At 67.0% G+C, this 18,664-nt stretch carries 14 protein-coding genes and 2 pseudogenes; 6 read left to right on the forward strand and 10 right to left on the reverse strand.

Annotated features, from left to right (window positions below):
* Positions 1-19: 19 nt before the first annotated feature.
* The gene (locus QMG72_RS04895; RefSeq protein ID WP_283479853.1) at positions 20-880 is read right to left on the reverse strand and encodes an FAD-dependent oxidoreductase; all 861 of its coding nucleotides are present in this window, start codon (positions 878-880) and stop codon (positions 20-22) included.
* A gap of 149 nt (positions 881-1,029) precedes the next feature.
* Positions 1,030-1,527: pseudogene (locus QMG72_RS04900) on the reverse strand (winged helix-turn-helix domain-containing protein); the annotation flags it as partial.
* On the opposite strand from QMG72_RS04900, the gene QMG72_RS04905 reads away from it, so the two are divergent.
* Entirely contained in the window at positions 1,484-1,795 is a 312-nt protein-coding gene (locus QMG72_RS04905) for a nitrite reductase small subunit NirD (RefSeq protein ID WP_502934649.1), read from the forward strand. The pseudogene QMG72_RS04900 and the gene QMG72_RS04905 overlap by 44 nt on opposite strands.
* Positions 1,796-1,804: 9 nt before the next feature.
* On the opposite strand, the gene QMG72_RS04910 is transcribed toward QMG72_RS04905, so the two are convergent.
* On the reverse strand, positions 1,805-3,550 hold the full coding sequence (locus QMG72_RS04910) for a phospho-sugar mutase (RefSeq protein WP_283479854.1): 1,746 nt from the start codon (positions 3,548-3,550) through the stop codon (positions 1,805-1,807).
* Between the two features lie 135 nt (positions 3,551-3,685).
* Here QMG72_RS04910 and QMG72_RS04915 point away from each other — a divergent pair, with 135 nt between their 5' ends.
* Positions 3,686-4,165, forward strand: coding sequence for an RrF2 family transcriptional regulator (locus QMG72_RS04915; RefSeq protein ID WP_283479994.1), 480 nt, complete (start codon positions 3,686-3,688; stop codon positions 4,163-4,165).
* Between the two features lie 4 nt (positions 4,166-4,169).
* Here the strand turns inward: QMG72_RS04915 and QMG72_RS04920 are convergent, their stop codons facing one another.
* Positions 4,170-4,988 (reverse strand): purine-nucleoside phosphorylase, encoded by an 819-nt coding sequence (locus QMG72_RS04920; RefSeq protein WP_283479855.1) that lies wholly within the window; start codon positions 4,986-4,988, stop codon positions 4,170-4,172.
* 118 nt (positions 4,989-5,106) lie between these two features.
* Here QMG72_RS04920 and QMG72_RS04925 point away from each other — a divergent pair, with 118 nt between their 5' ends.
* A complete protein-coding gene (locus QMG72_RS04925; protein WP_226773642.1) occupies positions 5,107-6,522 on the forward strand; it encodes an NAD(P)H-quinone dehydrogenase in 1,416 nt (471 codons plus the stop codon).
* Positions 6,523-6,533: 11 nt separating this feature from the next.
* Here QMG72_RS04925 and QMG72_RS04930 read toward each other — a convergent pair whose 3' ends face one another.
* Positions 6,534-7,226 (reverse strand): hypothetical protein, encoded by a 693-nt coding sequence (locus QMG72_RS04930; RefSeq protein WP_283479856.1) that lies wholly within the window; start codon positions 7,224-7,226, stop codon positions 6,534-6,536.
* 211 nt (positions 7,227-7,437) lie between these two features.
* Here QMG72_RS04930 and QMG72_RS04935 point away from each other — a divergent pair, with 211 nt between their 5' ends.
* The gene (locus tag QMG72_RS04935; protein WP_283479857.1) at positions 7,438-8,286 is read left to right on the forward strand and encodes a DUF3761 domain-containing protein; all 849 of its coding nucleotides are present in this window, start codon (positions 7,438-7,440) and stop codon (positions 8,284-8,286) included.
* An 85-nt stretch (positions 8,287-8,371) separates the two neighbouring features.
* Here the strand turns inward: QMG72_RS04935 and QMG72_RS04940 are convergent.
* A pseudogene (locus QMG72_RS04940) lies at positions 8,372-8,766 on the reverse strand (MFS transporter); the annotation flags it as partial.
* A gap of 254 nt (positions 8,767-9,020) precedes the next feature.
* On the opposite strand from QMG72_RS04940, the gene QMG72_RS04945 reads away from it, so the two are divergent.
* Positions 9,021-10,433: an MFS transporter gene (locus QMG72_RS04945; protein ID WP_226773639.1), complete on the forward strand. Its 1,413-nt coding sequence runs from the start codon at positions 9,021-9,023 to the stop codon at positions 10,431-10,433.
* A gap of 266 nt (positions 10,434-10,699) precedes the next feature.
* Here QMG72_RS04945 and QMG72_RS04950 read toward each other — a convergent pair whose 3' ends face one another.
* The 3 genes from QMG72_RS04950 to QMG72_RS04960 form a co-directional block, all read right to left on the reverse strand.
* Positions 10,700-11,431: a glutamine amidotransferase gene (locus QMG72_RS04950; protein ID WP_283479859.1), complete on the reverse strand. Its 732-nt coding sequence runs from the start codon at positions 11,429-11,431 to the stop codon at positions 10,700-10,702.
* 78 nt (positions 11,432-11,509) lie between these two features.
* Positions 11,510-13,324, reverse strand: coding sequence for an acetyl/propionyl/methylcrotonyl-CoA carboxylase subunit alpha (locus QMG72_RS04955; protein ID WP_282359421.1), 1,815 nt, complete (start codon positions 13,322-13,324; stop codon positions 11,510-11,512).
* A 157-nt stretch (positions 13,325-13,481) separates the two neighbouring features.
* Entirely contained in the window at positions 13,482-14,159 is a 678-nt protein-coding gene (locus tag QMG72_RS04960; protein ID WP_253033322.1) for a Maf family protein, read from the reverse strand.
* Between the two features lie 368 nt (positions 14,160-14,527).
* Here QMG72_RS04960 and QMG72_RS04965 point away from each other — a divergent pair, with 368 nt between their 5' ends.
* On the forward strand, positions 14,528-16,021 hold the full coding sequence (locus tag QMG72_RS04965; protein WP_283479862.1) for an HNH endonuclease: 1,494 nt from the start codon (positions 14,528-14,530) through the stop codon (positions 16,019-16,021).
* A 102-nt stretch (positions 16,022-16,123) separates the two neighbouring features.
* Here the strand turns inward: QMG72_RS04965 and QMG72_RS04970 are convergent, their stop codons facing one another.
* Complete coding sequence (locus tag QMG72_RS04970) at positions 16,124-18,664, reverse strand: MMPL family transporter (RefSeq protein ID WP_283479864.1); 2,541 nt, start codon at positions 18,662-18,664, stop codon at positions 16,124-16,126.

Consider the following 18,664-nt stretch of genomic DNA (forward strand, 5'->3'; position numbering starts at 1 on the left):
CCGGCAGGCCGGCAGCGGTTCAGGCGGCCTCCGAGAGGAACTCCGGCAGGCCGTCCTGAAGCAGTTGCGAGGCGCACACGGAAGCGGCGGAGGAAGCGGCCACCAGCAGCCCCAAGCGCACGCCGTCGAACACTGCGGCGTCCCCGATGGCCCAGATTCCAGGCACGGACGTGCGGAAGTCGCGGCCGATGACGATGCCGCCGTGCCGTGCTGTCGTGAGCCCGGCACTGACCGCGAGGGCGTCCCGGGCAATCGGTTCCTCGGCCAGAACCACCAGGTCCGCGGCCATCACGGAGCCGTCCTCGAACACAAGACCGCCGGCGGGGGGTGTGGAACCGGCAAGGTTGGCCACCACGGAGGCCGGACGCCGCGTGGTGCGGACGGGGCGGATACCACGGGCGCGCAACACAGCCTCGGCCTGACCCGCGGCGGTCCCGGTGCCAACCAGGATCCCCAGGGGCCTGCGGCCCAGGACGCGGGTGATATCCCGGACGGCCTCGCCCAGCCGGGCCGCGTCATCGATGGTGGCGTAGTTCAGGCACCGGCCCCCACCCGGGAGCGGGGCGCCGGCGGGCGAGGACCCGGTCGCGATCACCAGGTGGTCGTAGTTGAATTCCAGGCCATCCGAGGTTGTGACGCAGCGGCTGTCCGGGTCGATGTAGCTCGCCGGCTGGCCAAGCCGCACGGAAACCTGCGGGAGGGCCGCGAGTTCCAGCAACTGCCCGGAAGCATCATCCCGATTGCTCAGCACTGTGATGCCGCCGGCGAACGGGGTCCGGGTGAGCTGGCGGACCAGGGCCTGCGCGGCGGGGCCGGCGCCGGCAATAACGATCCGGGGCCGGGCAGTTGACGGAGCAGGAACGGGGGAACTGGCGGACATGGTGAGGCCCTTTCGATGGCGGCCGGTGGTGTGGCCGGAGTCCTTGATGGTCCCCAGCCTAGGCGGGCGATCTTTCCGGGGTGTTTCACCGGTGTTGCCGGATTTTGGGGTTCCGTTTCCCAATGTTTACCGGCCGGTAATGGCGTGCGTCATACGCCGATCCGGTAGCCGCGCTTCACCACGGTTTCCACCAGCCGGCCATCGGGCAGGGCGGAGCGCAGTCTGCTGACGGTCATGTCCAGGGCGTGCACGGAACCGTGGAGTCCCAACAGCTCGGAGAGTGACTCGCGGGACAGCACAGCGCCGCCGGCGCCCAGCAGCGCCCGCAGCAGCAGCAGCTGGGCCGGAGTCAGCTCGACCGGACCACCATCGATCCGCAGGGAGCGGCCGCGGAGTTCCACCCGGCCCGAGACGGTGTCCAGGCGGCGGACGTGGTTGAGGGCAAGGTGCTCCACCACGAGCCGGATCAGGGCGCCCAGCCGGAACCGGTCCGGGACCAGCGGCTGCAGCCCGGCATCGATCAGCGGCTGCGCCGTAATGGGACCGACCACTGCGGTGGCGACAGTGGTCTTCAGGCTCGCCACGAGTTCCCTGTAAACGCCCATCTCGTGCGCCGTGCTCCACATGGCATCCACGGCCTGGGGCGAGGCGGCACTGATGGCCGGGCACCAGGTGGCGGTGTTCCGGACCGCGTCCGGCGAGGTTTTTGCGGTCGGCCACGAGGACCCGGCCACCGCGGCGCACGTGATGGCCCGCGGGATTACCGGCTCCCGCGGGATGCGCCATACGTTCGCTCCACCGCTGCACAAGGAGGTCTACGACCTCGCAACGGGGCAGTGCCTGGGCACGCCGGGAATTCGGCTCCCGACCTTCGGTACCCGGATTGTGGGCGGGTACATTGAGGTCGGGTTGTAGCCCCGGAGGCTACAACCCGAGCGCCTCGCGGACATCTGCCAGCACGCCGTCAAGCGCGGCGCGTGCCTCGTGCCGCGCTGCGGGCAGCTCGGCGGCCGATCCGACGGTGCGGATGACCTCCAGGTAGCACTTGAGCTTCGGCTCTGTGCCGCTGGGGCGGATGATGATGCGGCTGAGGTCCTTCGTCAGGTACAGCAGGCCGTCGGTGGGCGGCAGCTGATCGCTGCCGTCCGCGAGGTCCGTGATGGATTCGACTGCGGAGCCGCCAAAGGACTCCGGCGGGCTGACGCGCAGCCGGTTCATCATGGCGTCCAGCAGGCCCAGGTCTGCGACCCGGATGCTGAGCTGGTCGCTCGCATGGAGCCCGTGGACCAGGTAAAGCTCGTCGAGGGTGTCGAAGATGGTTTTGCCCTGCGCCTTGGCCGCGGCCGCGAATTCCGCGATCAGTACCGCCGCCGAGATCCCGTCTTTGTCCCGGACCAGGTCGGGGGCGACGCAGTAACCCAGCGCCTCTTCGTAGCCGTACAGCAGGCCGGGAACGCGGGCGATCCACTTGAAGCCGGTGAGGGTTTCCTCGTGGGCGTAGCCTGACGCAGCCGCGATCCGTGCCAGCAGCCGCGAGGACACGATCGAATTAGCGAAAACACCTGCCGTGGTTTCGGTGCTACCGGCGGCTGCCAGCCGGGCCACGATGTGCGCGCCGAGCAGCGCGCCGACCTCGTCGCCGCGCAGCATCCGCCAGGATCCGGTATCGGGGTCCTTGGCAGCAACCGCTGCGCGGTCCGCGTCGGGGTCGTTGGCGATCACGATGTCCGCATCCTCCCGGGCCGCGGTCTCGAGGGCCAGGTCCAGGGCGCCGGGCTCTTCGGGGTTGGGGAAGTTCACGGTGGGGAAGTCCGGGTCCGGCTCGGCCTGTTCGCTCACCACCGTAACGTTGGCAAAACCGGCCGCGTGCAGCACCGCGACGGCGGTTTTGCCGCCCACACCGTGCATCGGGGTCAGGACGATGTTGAGGTCGCGGGCCGGAAAGGCCGCCGGCATGGCCAGTGCCGCGGCGGCGGCCTCGTAGCCGGCAACGATGGAGTGATCCAGCACGGTCCATCCCGCCGTGGCCAGGGCGACGCCGGACAGCCCGCCGACCGCATCGATTTTGGCTGCGATCAGGGCGTCGTAGGGCGCCACGATCTGCGCGCCGCGGCCGCTCTCCTCGACGGCGTGCCGGCCGAGGTACACCTTGTAACCGTTGTCCTGCGGCGGGTTGTGGCTGGCGGTCACCATCACACCGCCGTCGCACTCCAGCGCACGGACCGCGTAGGCGAGCAGCGGGGTGGGCAGGGCGGAAGGCATCAGGAAGGTGTTAATGCCGGCGGCGACGAGGATTGCGGCGGTTTCTTCCGCGAAGATATCTGAGTTGTGCCGGGCGTCGTAGCCGACGACGGCGCGTGGCCGGGTGCCCGGGGCGGCGTGGGCGACCGTGTCGGTCAGGAAGGCCGCGAAGCCTGCTGCGGCGCGGCGGACCACCATGCGGTTCATCCGGTTCGGGCCGGGGCCGAGGGCCGCGCGCAGGCCGGCGGTGCCGAACTGCAAGGTTCCGCTGAAACTGTCCGCGAGCTCCTGGCGGGCCGACGCGGCGCCGTCCTCGGCGAGGCGGATCAGTTCGGTCAGGGTGGCGGCGGTGGCGGGATCAGGGTCCTGGGTGGCCCAAGCCCGGGCGTCGCTCAGCAGGCGGGCGAGTTCGGCATCAGAAGACGTCATAGCAACCAAACTAGCCGCATTAGCGGCGGATGCCTTCCCGACAAGCGAGAGTCCCCTGAAAGATCGATCACAACCGGCTGGTGCTCCGGGCCTTGACAGCTATTTTTCCGGACACGTAGCGTCTGGAACATGAAGATGGGCCGGGGGGTGGAATGGGCCGTTCATAGTTGCGTGAACATGGCTTGGACGCCGGCCGGCGAGGCGGTTAACAGTGCCCGGTTGGCGGAGTACTACAGCCTTCCGGGTGCGTATCTGAACAAGCAGCTCCAGGCGCTGGTCCGGGCCGGTATCCTTGTTTCCGTTTCCGGCCCGCGCGGCGGCGGGTTCCACCTGGCGCGCAGGCCGGAGAACGTTACAGTCCTCGATATCGTGCTGGCCCTGGAAGGCGCCGATCCGTTGTTCCGTTGCCAAGGCATCATGGCAAGCGTCCCGGATGCCGACATGGAGCGCAACGTTGTCCGGACCTGCCTGATCTCCCAGACCATGCGCCAGGCCGAACTCGCCTGGCGGCAGGCCCTGGCGCGGCAGACCATAGCCGGGATCGCGGACTCAATGGATCGGCGTTTCCCGCAGGACAGGCAGAAGGCGCTGCGCTACCTTGCCGTGGGGAGCTGAGCCCTTAGAGCTTGGCGATGATCTCGGCGAGCAGTTTGGAGATCCGTGGTCCGGCAGCCTTGCCCGCTTCGAGGACTTCCCCGTGGCTCAGCGGCACCGGGCTGATGCCGGCGGCGAGGTTGGTGACGAGCGAAATGCCGAACACCTCCATGCCCGCATGCCGGCCGGCGATGGCTTCCAGGGCGGTGGACATACCCACCAGGTCCGCGCCGATCCGCTTGGCGTACTGCACTTCGGCCGGGGTTTCGTAGTGCGGGCCGGTGAACTGGGCATAGATGCCTTCGTCCAGCGTGGGGTCGACTTCGCGGGCCAGGCCACGGATCCGGGCGGAGTACAGGTCGGTGAGGTCCACGAACGTGGCCCCTTCGAGCGGTGAGGTGGCTGTGAGGTTGATGTGGTCGCTGATCAGCACGGGAGTGCCCGGCGTCCAGTCCTCGTTGAGGCCACCGCAGCCGTTGGTCAGGACGAGGGTCTTGCAGCCGGCCGCGGCGGCGGTGCGCACCCCGTGGACGACGGCGCGGACGCCCTTGCCCTCGTAGTAGTGGGTGCGTGCGCCCAGGACCAGGGCGCGTTTGCCCTCCTTGGTCAGCACGGAGCGGATGGTGCCAACGTGGCCCACCACCGAGGGGGAGGAGAAGCCGGGGACTTCGTCGGCGGAGAGTGTCGCCGTGGTTTCGCCGATCAGTTCCGCGGCGTCGCCCCAACCCGAACCGAGCACCAGCGCGACGTCGTGGGCGTCGACGCCCGTCTCCTCGGCGATGTAGTCGGCGGCGGCGCGGGCGGCGTCGAAGGGGTCAGTGTTCAGGAATTCTGTTGTACTCACCGTTACAAGTTATCCTGCCGGCCGGGTACTGCCCAGCGCCGCGCGCTGTGTGGTGGGCTGTTCTGGGCGGGCCGGGATTCTTGGTAGTGACGGTCCGGATGGTGGACAATGGCTGATTGTGACTACGCATCCCGATTTCAGCTCACCCCGTATCGCAATCCTGGGCGGAGGGCCCGGCGGCTACGAAGCAGCCATGGTTGCGGCGTCCCTGGGCGCACAGGTCACCATCATTGAACGTGCGGGGCTCGGCGGCTCAGCGGTGCTCACCGACGTTGTTCCGTCCAAGACCCTGATTGCGACGGCGGACCTGATGACCCGTGTCGGCGAGGCCGGTGAGCTCGGCGTCAAGTTCGACGTCGACGGCGGAGACTGCACCCCGACGATGCGCGCTGACCTCAAACACATCAATGACCGCTTGCTGCGGCTGGCCCGGCAGCAGTCCACCGACATCCAGCGCGGCCTGGAAAACCAGGGCGTCCGGATCATGCTGGGATCCGGCAAAATGCTGGACAACCACACCATCGAGGTCCTCACGGTCGACGGCACCGAGACCATCGAAGCGGACGCGATCCTGCTCGCCGTCGGGGCGCACCCACGGGAGTTGCCCACCGCCCGGCCGGACGGCGAGCGGATCCTGAATTGGGCGCAGATTTACAACATGGATGAGCTGCCCGAGGACCTGATTGTGGTGGGCTCCGGTGTCACCGGCGCCGAGTTCGCCTCCGCCTACAACGGGCTCGGGTCCAAAGTCACCCTGATTTCCAGCCGCGACCGGGTGCTGCCCGGCTCGGACACCGATGCCGCCGAGGTGCTGGAAGGCGTCTTCGAACGCCGCGGCGTCAAGGTCCTCTCCCAGGTCCGCGCAGAGTCCGTCGAGCGCACCGCGGACGGCGTTATCGTCACCCTCGGAGACGGCTCCCAGGTCACCGGCAGCCACTGCCTGGTCGCCGTCGGCTCCATCCCGAACACCGCAGGGATCGGCCTCGAGGAGGCGGGCGTCGCGCTCACCGGGAGCGGGCACATCAAGGTAGACGGCGTCTCCCGCACCACAGCGCCGAACATTTACGCCGCCGGCGACTGCACCGGTGTGCTGGCGCTCGCGTCCGTGGCCGCGATGCAGGGCCGGATTGCTATCGCGCACTTCCTGGGCGACAGTGTGGCCCCGCTCAAGCTGCACCAGGTGGCCTCCAACATCTTCACCTCGCCCGAGATCGCCAACGTGGGTGTGTCCGAGGCCGAGATTGAATCGGGCAAATACCAGGCCGACGTCGTGAAGCTCTCGCTGCGCAGCAACGCGCGCGCCAAGATGCGCAACCACCGGGACGGTTTTATCAAAATCTTCGCGCGCAAGGGTTCCGGCACCGTCATCGGGGGTGTTGTGGTGGGTCCGAACGCTTCCGAGCTGATTTTTGCGATCTCCCTCGCGGTCACCCAGAAAATGCACGTCGACGACGTCGCCAGCACCTTCACCGTCTACCCGTCGCTGAGCGGGTCGATCTCCGAAGCCGCCCGGCGCCTGCACGTCCACATGTAGTCTGCGGCGGCTCAGGAGCAGGCGTAAGGCGGGACCGTGTCCCCGGCACCGAAAGGCTGGAACCAGTGCTCGAAGCCCAGTTGGTCGGCGTCGTCCTCCAGGACGGCGAGGCCCTCTGAGTACAGCGCTGCACTGTCCGCGTCCGCCAGCAGGACTTCATCAACCTGTGCCCGCCAGTCGGCCGGGAGGTCGAGTTCGTAGATATCCTCGGTGATCTCCGCCTGGTCGAGCAGGCAGCGGACGGCGAGTTCGGCGGCAAGGCACCCGGGTGCGGTCCAGCCACGGACCAGTGAGGCTGTTACGTCGGCGGCGACGACGATGAACTTCTGGGTGAACTTAGCGTCGTAGCTGGACGCAAACTGTGGCGGCAGCGAGGACAGCACGGAGGTCCCGGCGATTTCGGACGCCGTGACGGACTGCAGCTGGCTCAGTGTACCCAGGTCGCGGAAGAGCTGGTCGATCAGGATGCTGGAGGAATTCCACAAGAGACCGGCGAGAAGTCGGGCCTGTTGCACTTGTTGCCCGCGGTCCTCTGGCCCGAGGGCTGCCATTTCAGCCAAGTCTTCCGGGTCAAACTGGAGCCGCTGTTCCGGCGTCATGTCCGCCGGATGTGGGTCCAGGCCCAGCAATTCCAGGCTCAGCCCGGTCAGCTTGTCGGCGTCGGTCAGGAGTTCTTCGGTGATGTCGTCGTCGTCGGCGCTCATGGCCCCGATGCTACCGGGCTTCCGGCCGATGCCCGATTCCCGTGACGCGGAAGCCGATAACGGGCCGCGGCTGGCCTGATGCCGTCTGGACCCGGAACGAGGGCCGCTGACTGCCGGCGAACCGAACCCGAGGCCAGCGTTGAAGCCCTTCGGCATGCTGCTAATGTGACGTCGTCTCAATCGCATCATTCTTAATTTCCCGGGGGAAAATATGCTCGATTTTTCAAAAGCTTCGCCGCGCACGAAGTTCGGTTGGCGCCCGACGGTCCTGTTTTGGGTCGTTGCGGTCGTTGTGTTCCTTCTGGCCCTCCTATTCGCCGCTGCGGGAGGCTTTGGTGCCGTCCTGATCCTCCTGGGCCTCATTGCCGTGGTGACCGGACTCTACGCGCTGTTGTTCAAGCGGCGATCGTGGGTAGGCATTCCGCACCGCAAGAGCGCACTGCTGGTTGCCGGCTCGGGAATTGCACTTTTCATCGTCGGTGGCATTGTTGGCGGAGCGACGGCTTCGTCGACGGGCAACCAAAGCAGGTCTTCACTGGTTTCTCCGCAAGCATCCGCGAACGCGACGCCGACGCCGACGCCGACAGCCACGAATCCGGCGAAGTCGGCCTGCCTGACGGTCAACGAGACTAAAAGCTACAACGGCGATGTCTTTGTTTGCACGATGGGCGCGGATCAGCGTCTGGTGTGGTTGCCGGAAGCGGAGTCAAAGAAGATCGTTGCAAAGGCTGCCGCCGATAAGTTGGCAGCGGAGAAGGCTGCTGCGGACCAGTTGGCAGCGGAGAAGGCTGCTGCAGACAAGGCAGCGGCGGATAAAGCTGCTGCAGACGCTGCGGCGGCTGACAAAGTTGCTGCCGACAAGGCAGCGGCGGATAAGGCTGCGGCAGACGCTGCCGCCCGACGGGCCCCCGCTCCCGCTCCTGCGGCTCCTCCGGTGGTCCCTGCAGTCCCCGCGGTACCCGCTCCGGTCGGGGGCACGATCATCTGCAAGGACGGTTACATCTGGCCCAGCGCCACGCGGCAGGGAGCATGCAGCAGGCACGGTGGCATCAGGAACTAAACCACAGCCGAAGTGCTGGACGGCATTCTGAATGAGAATGCCGGGGGTCTTTAGGCGCCCGGCATTCTCGTCTCCAAGTCAACTAGGCCAGGAGTGTGGTGGCGGTTGGGACGGCGAGCTGTGCGACGGCGGCGCCGAGGTTTCCGCCGCCGGCGTTTAGCCCCAGCGCCCAGCCCTTTTCGTGGGCCGGATAGAAGAAGGTGATATTGGCCATCGAGCTGGCGAAGTTGCCCCCCGCCGAAGCCGGCCAGCGCTGCCACGAAGAGCATGGTGCCGAAGGGGGTCTCCGGGTTGGAGACGCACAGGGCCAGGCCAGTTGAGGGGATGAGCAGCAGCAGGGCCGGGCCGATGGTCCAGTTGCGGCCGCCGAAGCGCGGACCATAAAGGCATAGGGATCCCGGGGGTGGCGCCGACCAGGCTCGGCATGGAAATGAGCCAGATGATTTCCGAGGTGGTGAAGGTGAAGCCGGCCGCCGGCAGTAAGGTAAGCCGCGTTTCCGGGAGCCTCGCCGTTTGTTAACGTGCTGTGACGTTTGGCTATCGGCGCGTTTGTAACGGTGTTAGGGGTGACGTGGGGCGTAGTGTGATGAGCACCACGTGAGACGAATCCCGGTGTCCAAATAGTGGAACACTTGTCCATTGGATGGACTGTTGGAACTATCATGTAATCCTACTTATCCCCATCCGGGCGGTCTCAATCATCACCGGTCCGGTCTTTATGAAAGCGCTACTACATGTCATCCACTGCCACTTCCGCAGAGCAGGGGTCCGCCAAGCCGGTGAACTCGCGCGGCCGCGTTATCGTCGCCAGCCTGATCGGGACCACCGTCGAGTTCTACGACTTCTACGTGTACGCCACCGCCGCCGTGCTCGTGTTCCCCAAACTGTTCTTCCCCGGTCAAAACGAGACCACCCAGCTGTTGAGCTCCTTCGCTGTCTTCGGCGTCGCGTTCGTTGCCCGGCCGCTCGGGTCCGTGATCTTTGGCCACTTCGGTGACAAGTTTGGCCGCAAGGGCACCCTGGTCGCCTCGCTGCTGACCATGGGTATCGCCACCTTCCTGATCGGCTGCCTGCCAACGGCGACCGTTCCCGGCTGGACCTTCTGGGCGCCTGCCCTGCTGGTTGTTATGCGCTTCGCCCAGGGGCTGGCCCTCGGCGGGGAATGGAGCGGCGCGGCGCTGCTGGCGACCGAGAACGCGCCGGTGAACAAGCGTGCCATCTACGGCACGTTCCCGCAGCTGGGTGCCCCGATCGGCTTTATCATCGCTAACGTGATCTTCCTGGTGTTCAGCTACACCCTGACGCCGGCCGCCTTCGAGGCGTGGGGCTGGCGCGTGCCGTTCCTGCTCAGCGCCGTGATGGTGATCATCGGCCTTTACGTCCGGCTCAAACTGATCGAAACCCCGGCGTTCACCAAGGTCCTGGAATCCAAAGAAGTTGCCAAGCTGCCGCTGGCCCGGGTCTTTAAGTCGAGCTGGCGCCAGCTGATTCTCGGGACGTTTATTATGCTCGCCACCTACGTGTTGTTCTACCTGATGACCACCTACACCTTGACCTACGGCACCCGCGCCTCCAGCCTTGAAACCGCCAAGGCCGCAGCCGAGAAGGCCGGCAAGCCGATGACGGAGGCCGCTGCAGCAGCGTTCGTCCCCGGCCTGGGCTACACCCGCAACGACTTCCTGTGGATGCTGATTGCCGGCGTCGTATTCTTCGGCATCTTCACACTGGTTTCCGGGCCGCTGGCCGAAAAGTACGGCCGCCGCAAGATGCTTATCGTCGTCACCGCCGGCATCTTCGTTTTCGGCCTGCTTTTTGTCCCGCTGTTCAGTGCCGGCTTCGTGGGCACCATGGCGCTGCTGATCATCGGCTTTTCGCTGATGGGGTTGACCTTCGGGCCGATGGGTGCGCTGCTGCCGGAGCTGTTCCCGACGAACGTGCGGTACACGGGCTCCGCCATCAGCTACAACTTCTCCAGCATCCTCGGTGCCGCGGTGGCCCCGTTCATCGCTGTCTGGTTGTGGGAATTGGCGAAGGGCAGCCCAGTGCTGGTCGGCATCTACCTTGCCGCCATGTCCGTGCTGACGCTGATCGCACTCTTCGTCAGCAAGGAAACCCGCGACCTGGAGTACACCAACAACGTCTCCTAATCCTCGATCCCAGGCCCGCTCCCTGGCCTGGTAGGGAGCGGAAATGCCCGGCGTGTTCACCGAACACGCCGGGCATTTCGGTGTCGCGGCGCTCCCGCAGGTCCGGTCGGGAAGGGGCCGACGCTCCCGCAGGTCCGGTCGGGAAGGGGCCGACGCTCCCGCAGGTCCGGTCGGGAAGGGGCCGACGCTCCCGCAGGTCGATTCCGAGGATGCGGGAGGGTTGTTCGGATGGCGGCAGGATCTGCGGGAGGGTTGTTAGGGGCAGGCTAGCGGGAGTAGCGCTCCACGAAGTTTCGCAGGATCTGCATCGGTTCCGTGACGGTGGACCGCCTGACCTCCGCCAGCAGCGTTTCGGCCGAATCCGGCGGGAAGTACCCGGCATGGCGGTAGATATCGATCCGGGTCGCCAACCCGTCAACATCGAGCTCGGGGTGGAACTGGGTGGCGTACAGGTTGGTTTTAATCCGGAACATGTGCACCGGGCAGGCGGCGGAGCTGGCCAGAAGCACCGCGTGGGGAGGAAGGAGGGTGCAGGCTTCCTTGTGGCCGGTGAAGGCCGTGAAGCTCTCCGGCAGACCCCGCAGCAGGGGATCCACCAGGCCTTCCGCACTCAGCTTGATGCTCACACCGGCCAGCCCCTCGCCGTAAGTGCGGTCAATCACGGCGCCCTGGTGCCGGCCGAGCGTACCCACGCCGTAACAGCCACCGAGGAACGGGAAATCCAAAGGCACGATCCGGTCGAGCAGGGCCGCGAGTTCACGCTCCACCCGGTGCTGGACGCCGCTTTTTTGCCCGGCAGGATCACTGGAGGTGAACGGACTCCCTCCTACGATCACCCCCGAGTAATCGGACAGGTCCAGTGGGGGCAGCGGCGCGGCTTCCATCCGAATGCGCGTCAGCTGCGCGGGTTCGAGGCCGCCGTAGCGCAGGTAGGCTTCGTATTCATCCTCGGCGGCGGCGTCCTCGGCCCGGGACGCGAGGAGCAGGAAAGGTTTCACAGACCAAGTCTGCACGGGCGGAAGAGCGCTGCGCCAGAGGCGCGCCTGCGTCCTGCCCGTGCAGCAGTGGCCGGGAAGCTACTGGCCGGCTGCGTCCTCGATCAGAGCGATGATGGCGCCGGCGGAGACCGTCTCGCCGGCGGACGCTGTCAGTCCGATCACGATGCCGGCGCGGTGCGCTGTGAGCGGCTGTTCCATCTTCATGGCCTCGAGCACCACAACAAGGTCACCCTCGGCCACAAGGTCCCCCTCGCCGACAGCTACCTTCACGATGGTTCCCTGCATGGGGGACGTCAGGGCGTTGCCGCCGGCCGCCGCGACGGCCCCGCCGGCGCGCGAACGCTTCTTCGCCTTAGCCGGTTTAGCGGCGCCGCCGCCGGTACCCAACGACGCAGGGAGGACGACCTCAAGGCGTTTGCCGCCGACCTCGACGACGACGCGCTGGCGTTCGACGGCGTCGGGCGCTTCAGCCTCGGTGCCGGTCGGCGTCCACGCGGGGATGTCATTGACGAACGCCGTCTCGATCCAGCGGGTGTGGACCTTGAACGGGCCCTCGGCGGGGGCGAAATCCGGGTTGGTGACGACGGCGAGGTCAAACGGGATGACGGTGGGGATTCCCTCAACCACCATCTCTTCGAGGGCGCGGCGGGCGCGCTGCAGGGCCTGCGGGCGGGTGGCGCCGGTGATGATCAGCTTGGAGAGCATCGAGTCGAAGTTGCCGCTGATGACGTCCCCCTGCTCCACCCCGGAGTCGATCCGGACGCCGGGTCCGGTCGGGTTCAACAGCCGGGTGATGGTGCCGGGGGCGGGCATAAAGCTCCGGCCCGGATCCTCGCCGGTGATGCGGAACTCGATCGAGTGGCCGCGGATCTCCGGGTCCCCGTAGCCGAGTTCCTCGCCGCGGGCCAGCCGGAACTGCTCGCGGACAAGGTCAATGCCGGTGACTTCCTCGGAGACGCAGTGCTCTACCTGGAGTCGGGTGTTGACCTCGAGGAAGGAGATGGTGCCGTCTTGGCCCACGAGGAACTCGCAGGTGCCGGCGCCAAGGTAGCCGGCCTCCTTGAGGATGGCTTTGGAGGATTCGTAGAGCCGGCGGTTCTGCTCCTCGGTGAGGAACGGGGCCGGTGCCTCCTCGACGAGCTTCTGGTTGCGGCGCTGCAACGAGCAGTCACGGGTGGAGACCACCACGACGTTGCCGTACGCGTCGGCGAGGCACTGGGTCTCGACGTGCCGCGGGGCGTCCAGGAAGCGCTCAATAAAGCATTCGCCGCGGCCGAAGGCGGCGACAGCCTCGCGGACGGCCGATTCGAAGAGTTCGGGGATTTCCTCTCGGGTGCGGGCCACCTTGATGCCGCGCCCGCCGCCGCCAAAGGCTGCTTTGATGGCGATCGGCAAGCCGAACTTGTCCACAAACTCAAGGATTTCCTCGGCCGACTCCACCGGGTCGGCGGTGCCGGGAACCTGCGGTGCGCCGACCTTTTCGGCGATGTGGCGGGCCTGGACCTTGTCGCCCAGGGCGGCGATCGCGGCGGGGGAGGGCCCGATCCAGGTGATGCCGGCGTCGATCACCTTGGCGGCGAACTCGGCGTTCTCGGCGAGGAAGCCGTAGCCGGGGTGGATGGCGTCGGCGCCGGAGCGGTGGGCCACCTCGATCAGCTTGTCCATCACGAGGTAGGACTCGGCGGCGGTGTTGCCGCCCAGGGCGTAGGCCTCATCAGCAAGCTTTACGTGCAGGGCGTCGCGGTCCGGGTCCGCGTAGACCGCTACGGAGGCGATGCCTTCATCGCGGGCGGCGCGGATGATGCGCACCGCGATTTCGCCGCGGTTGGCGATCAGCACCTTGCTCAGGGGGTGGGTTACTACGGCGGTGCCTTCTTGGGCTGATCGCTGCACGGGATTTGCGGACTGCTCCGAATTTGCTGACAAGGCGTCTCCTTCTTTCCTTCAGGGAGCCTAGCGCGGTTTTGTGGGTTCCGCCGATATTACTTGCGGATTCCGCGGGTAAAGCCCCTTGCCTTTGTAGGGTTGCTACAAGTGCGTGCGAATTAGCTCACTCGGCCCGGAGGAGGGCGGGATCGGCGGCACCGCTGGTCCACAATTCGGTGATGCCTACTTTCGCCTGTCCCAGCAGCCCGCGGAGGGTGGAAATGGACAGCCCGACGACGGCGTGCGGGTCCCCGTCGACCTTGCGGATGAACGCCCCGCCGTAGCCGTCGATCGTGAAGGAGCCGGCGCACTGCAGCGGCTCCCCGGTGGCGATGTAGGTGTCGATTTCCTCGGGGGTCATCTCCATAAAGTGGACTTCGGCGGAGGTGACGTGCCCGAGGGTGGCGCCGGAGCCGGCGGCCTGGGACTCGTCGGTGCCCTCGGTGTCCCGGCAGTCAACGAGCCAGTGCCCGGTGTGCAGGACGCCTTTGCCGCCGCTCATCCGGAGCATCCGCTCCCTGGCGACGTCGGCCGTGTAGGGCTTGCCGTGCGCCTCGCCGTCGAACTCAAACACGGAATCGCAGCCGATCACCAGCGCGCCGTCGGCTTCGGGCAGGGAGGCGACGGCCTCGGCCTTGGCGCGGGCGAGCAGCAGCGCGGTATCGTGCGGGTCCGTGACGCCGTAGCGGGCCTGGACGGCATCCTCGTCGACGTCCGAGACGAGGATCTCGTGCCGGATTCCGGCGTCGGTGAGCAGCTTGGTTCGGGCGGGGGACTGGGAGGCAAGAATGAGGCGGGTCACCGCTCCAGCCTAGTTCGTTGTGCCGGTAGTCGAGGTGACCTAATGTCCGAGGCCACTGGGAAAGTTCGTTCATAAAGGGGAATCAAGGACCGGAAGGGAACCTTCGCTGCGTGCTGGCGATGTCCGGCCGCGCGCTTCAGGAGATTAGTTTGCCCGAGAGCAGTACACGGCGGATCGAACTGAATTGGCGGGTGGCGGAGCTGGCCTTCGAAGCGGTTGGCCGGCTTCTATAGGCGTTCAATAATGTCGTAGCCCTGCGGAACACTTGACCTATGGACGGTTATGGGTCGACCGCGGCGGTTCCGGCAGCAATGGGGTGCACCTGCGCCTTTGGCTGCGGGAAGAAGCCGGGAACGGAAGAGGCAGCCATGGCTTTCGGGAGCGACGTGCCTGTGCCGGACGCTGCCTGGCTAATTGCTGAAATCCGGTCCCTGGAGGACCAAAAGTCCGCCCTGGCCGCCCGTCAGGCCCGGCTGTCCGTCGCTTTCGATCTGCTCCAGCGCCGCGAACAGTCGAACGCCGGGATGCCGGCCGCGGAGCTCGGTGCCGGGGTCGGGGCGCAGATCGCCCTCGCCCGCCGCGAATCACCCGCCAAAGGCAGCCGGCTTTTAGGGTTGGCGAAGGCCCTGGTCACCGAAATGCCCCACACCTTGGCCGCGCTGGAGGCGGGGCAGCTCAACGAATGGCGCGCCACCCTCCTCGTGCGTGAAACCGCGTGCCTGTGCGCCGAGGGCCGCTGCGCCGTGGATGAGGAACTGGCGCCGGACACCGGAACCTTCGACGGCGCCGGAGACCGTGCGCTCGTCGCCGCGGCCCGCACCGCGGCCTACCGGCGCGACCCCCGCTCCGTCACCGGCCGTGCCAGCCACGCCGCCGCCGAACGCCACGTTAGCCTCCGCCCGGCCCCGGACACCATGTGTTATCTGACCGCCCTGCTCCCTGTCACCGAGGGCGTGGCTGTCCACGCAGCCCTGAGCAGGAATGCAGACAGCCTTCGCGCCGGCGGGGACCCCCGGACCCGTGGCCAGCTCATGGCGGATGCCCTTGTGGAGCGCACCACTGGAACCCCAGGGGGTATCAGCGGCATCGAGATCCAACTCGTGATGACCGACCGCACCCTCTTCCAGGCCGACAGCGAACCCGCCCGCCTCCCCGGCTACGGCATCGTCCCCGCCGGCTGGGCCCGCGAAGTTCTTGCCAACCCGGGTAACGGCGAAAACACGGCCTTGAACGTTTGGCTCCGCCGGCTCTTCACCGCGCCCGGCCCGGGCGAGCTGACAGCGGTGGAGTCGAAGGCCCGGCTCTTCCCGCCCGGGCTGCGTCGCTTCCTCACCATCCGGGACCAGACCTGCCGCACACCGTACTGCGACGCCCCGATCCGGCACGCCGACCACATCATCCCCTGGCACCACAACGGCACCACCAGACACAGCAACGGCGCCGGGCTCTGTGAAGCCTGCAACCACACCAAAGAAACCCCCGGCTGGAGCTCACGGCCACGCCCTGGACCACTGCCGGGCCAACGGCACATCCTTGAAGTCACCACCCCCACCGGCCACAGCTATCACTCCACCGCCCCTCCGTTACCGGGGGCAAGTGCAGGTGCAGAAGCAGGCGCGGGGACAAGCGCGGGTGCAGGTGCAGAAGCAGGCGCGGGGACAAGCGCGGGTGCAGGTGCAGGAGCAAGCGCGGGTGCAGGTGCAGAAGCAAGCGCGGGAAAAGGTGCAGACCCGCCGCAGCCGGACCCAGCGGTGGCCAGCAACCGCGACCGCCGCGACCGCCGCCGCGAACGCCGCGAACGCCGCGAACGGGCCAGGACGCTCCTTCGTGCCCGGGCGAAGAGCCGCCAAGGGGCCCAATGAGTAACCGGTAAGGCCGCCGTCGAACGTGCCCACAACAGAGCCGCCCGCCGATCAGAGTGATCAGCGGGCGGCCAGTTTGGTGCTTGGGGGCAGCCGGTGGAGCTACCGGGCAGCGGTTCCGGCGCTTTCCGCGACGGGATCCCCGGCGTCGGCATTGGGCTTGCGCAGCTTGGCACCTTCGACGTCCACATCCGGCAGGATCCGGTCCAGCCAGCGGGGCAGCCACCAGGCCTTTTCGCCGAGCAGGTACATCACGGCCGGAACGATCGTCATCCGGACCACAAAGGCGTCAATCAGCACACCAAAGGCCATCGCAAAGCCGAGCGGCCGGACCATGTTCAGGTGCGAGAAGATAAAGCCCGAGAACACACTGACCATAATGATCGCGGCGGCGGTAACCACCGCAGCGGCATGGCTGAAGCCGGAGCGGACCGCATGTTTGGCCGATTCGCCGTGCATATATGACTCGCGCATGCCGGAGGCGATGAACACCTGGTAGTCCATCGCCAGGCCGAACAGCACACCGATCAGGATGATGGGCAGGAAGCTCAGCACTGCACCGGGGTTCTCGACGCCAAAGACAGCCCCGAGCCAGCCCCACTGGTAGACCGCGACGACGGCTCCGAAGGCGGCGGCCAGCGAGAGCAGGAAACCGCCGGTCGCCAGCAGCGGAACCCAAATGGAGCGGAACACCAGCAGGAGCAGGACCAGCGAGAGGCCCACCACAATCATCAGGTAGGGCGGCAGCGCGTCACCGAGCTTGGTGGACACATCGACGTTGCCGGCGGTCTGGCCGGTGAGGCCGATGCTGACGCCGGTGGAGTCCTTGATCTGGCCCTTCTCGGCGCGGAGTTCGGAGACCACCCGGACGGTGCTGGCGCTGGCGGGGCCTTCCTTCGGAATGACCTGGAACACGGCGGTCCGGCGGTCCTCGCTCAGGGCCAGCGGCACGGCTGCGCTGACATTGTCGGTTCCGCGCAGGATGTCCGCGACGTCGAACTGCTTGGCCTGGGCCTCGGCTACGCTGAGTCCCGCCGGGAAGTCACCCACCACAATGATCGGGCCGGTCATGCCCTCACCGAAGCTTCGTTTGGTGACGTCATAGGCCTTGAATGCCTGCGAGGCGACCGGCTCGGAGCTGGCGTCCGGCAGGGCGAGCCGGAGCTGGCTGGCCGGCAGCGCCACAACCCCGAGCAGGACCACTCCGGCGAGCAGGGCCAGCCACGGGTGGTTGGTTACCACACCGCCCCAGCCGTGGCTGCTGCGGTACTCGTCCTTGGCACGGTCATCGGTTTCGTGGCCGGGCGCGGCATTGTGCTTTTCCGCCTTGGCCCAGGCCCGTTTAGAGATCAGTTTTCGGCCCACCAGGGAGAGGACGGCCGGCGTCAGTGTCAGGGCAACGACGACGGCGACGGCCACCGTCGCCGCGGCCGAGAGGCCCATCACGGCGAGGAACGGAAGACCCGGGACCACCAGGGCTGCGAGGGCGATGATCACGGTGAGGCCGGCGAAGAGCACGGCGTTGCCGGAGGTGCCGGTTGCCAGCGCCACTGACTCCTCGGGGTCCATGCCCGCGAGCATTTGGCCGCGGTGCCGATTGACGATGAACAGGGAGTAGTCGATCCCGACCGCAAGGCCAAGCATCAGTGCCAGCATCGGCGAGATGGAGCTCATGTCCATAGTGCCGCTGAGGGCAAAGGTGCCGCCCACTCCGACGGCGACGCCGACAATTGCCATCAGCAGCGGAAGTCCGGCGGCGATCAGGGTCCCGAGCATAATGATCAGCACCAGGGCGGCTACGGCGATGCCGAGAATTTCGGCGGTGCCAAAGAGCTCGGAGATGTCTTCGCTGATTTCCTTGCTGGGCAGCGCCGTGACGTTGGCGGCGGAAACCTCCTTGGCGATGTCCTGGACTTCCTGGCGGACCTCTGGCTTGAGCCCGTTGATTGAGGTCTTGAACTGGACCTGTGCGATCGCGGCCTTGCCGTCCTCGGAGACGAAACGGAGGCCCTTCGAGGCTTCCATCTGGCGTGCTCCCAGGGCCAGCTTGGCTTCGCCTGCCTGGAGGTCCTTGGTGCCGGCGTCCAGCTTTGCCTGACCGTCGGCGAGGGCCGCCTTCTGCTGGCCGAGCTGTGCCTCGATCGCGGCGGGCGCCATACCGGCCGCCGTCATTTGCTGCTCGGCCGCGTCCAGCTTGGCTTTTCCTGCCGCGAGTTCTGCGGCCGACTGCTCCAGCCGGGCTTTCCCGGTGGCGGACTGCTCCTGGCCTGCTGCCAGATCCGTGCCCGCCTTATCCAGCTGCGCCTGGGTGGCGAACGGATCAACCGTTCCCTGAACGTCGGGGAGCGTCTTGAGCTTGGCCAGCGCAGCCGTGACGGCTTCCTTTCCGGCCTGGCTGAACTGGGCATCGTTCGCTTCGAAAACCACACTCGCGGAGCCGCCGGAGGATGAGGGGAGCTCATTTTTGAGCTTGTCCGCCATCTGCTGGGTCTCGGTTCCCGGGATCTGGAAGTTGTTGGACAAGGTGCCGTGGAAAGCGGCTGCCGCGCCGCCGACGGCCACCAACACGGCGAGCCATACGGAGATGACAAGCCAGCGGTGCCGGTAGGAGAACTTGCCGAGGCGGTAGAGCAAAAGTGCCAT

The sequence above is a fragment of the Pseudarthrobacter sp. PH31-O2 genome, from assembly GCF_030063265.1.
Classification (GTDB): Bacteria; Actinomycetota; Actinomycetes; order Actinomycetales; family Micrococcaceae; genus Arthrobacter.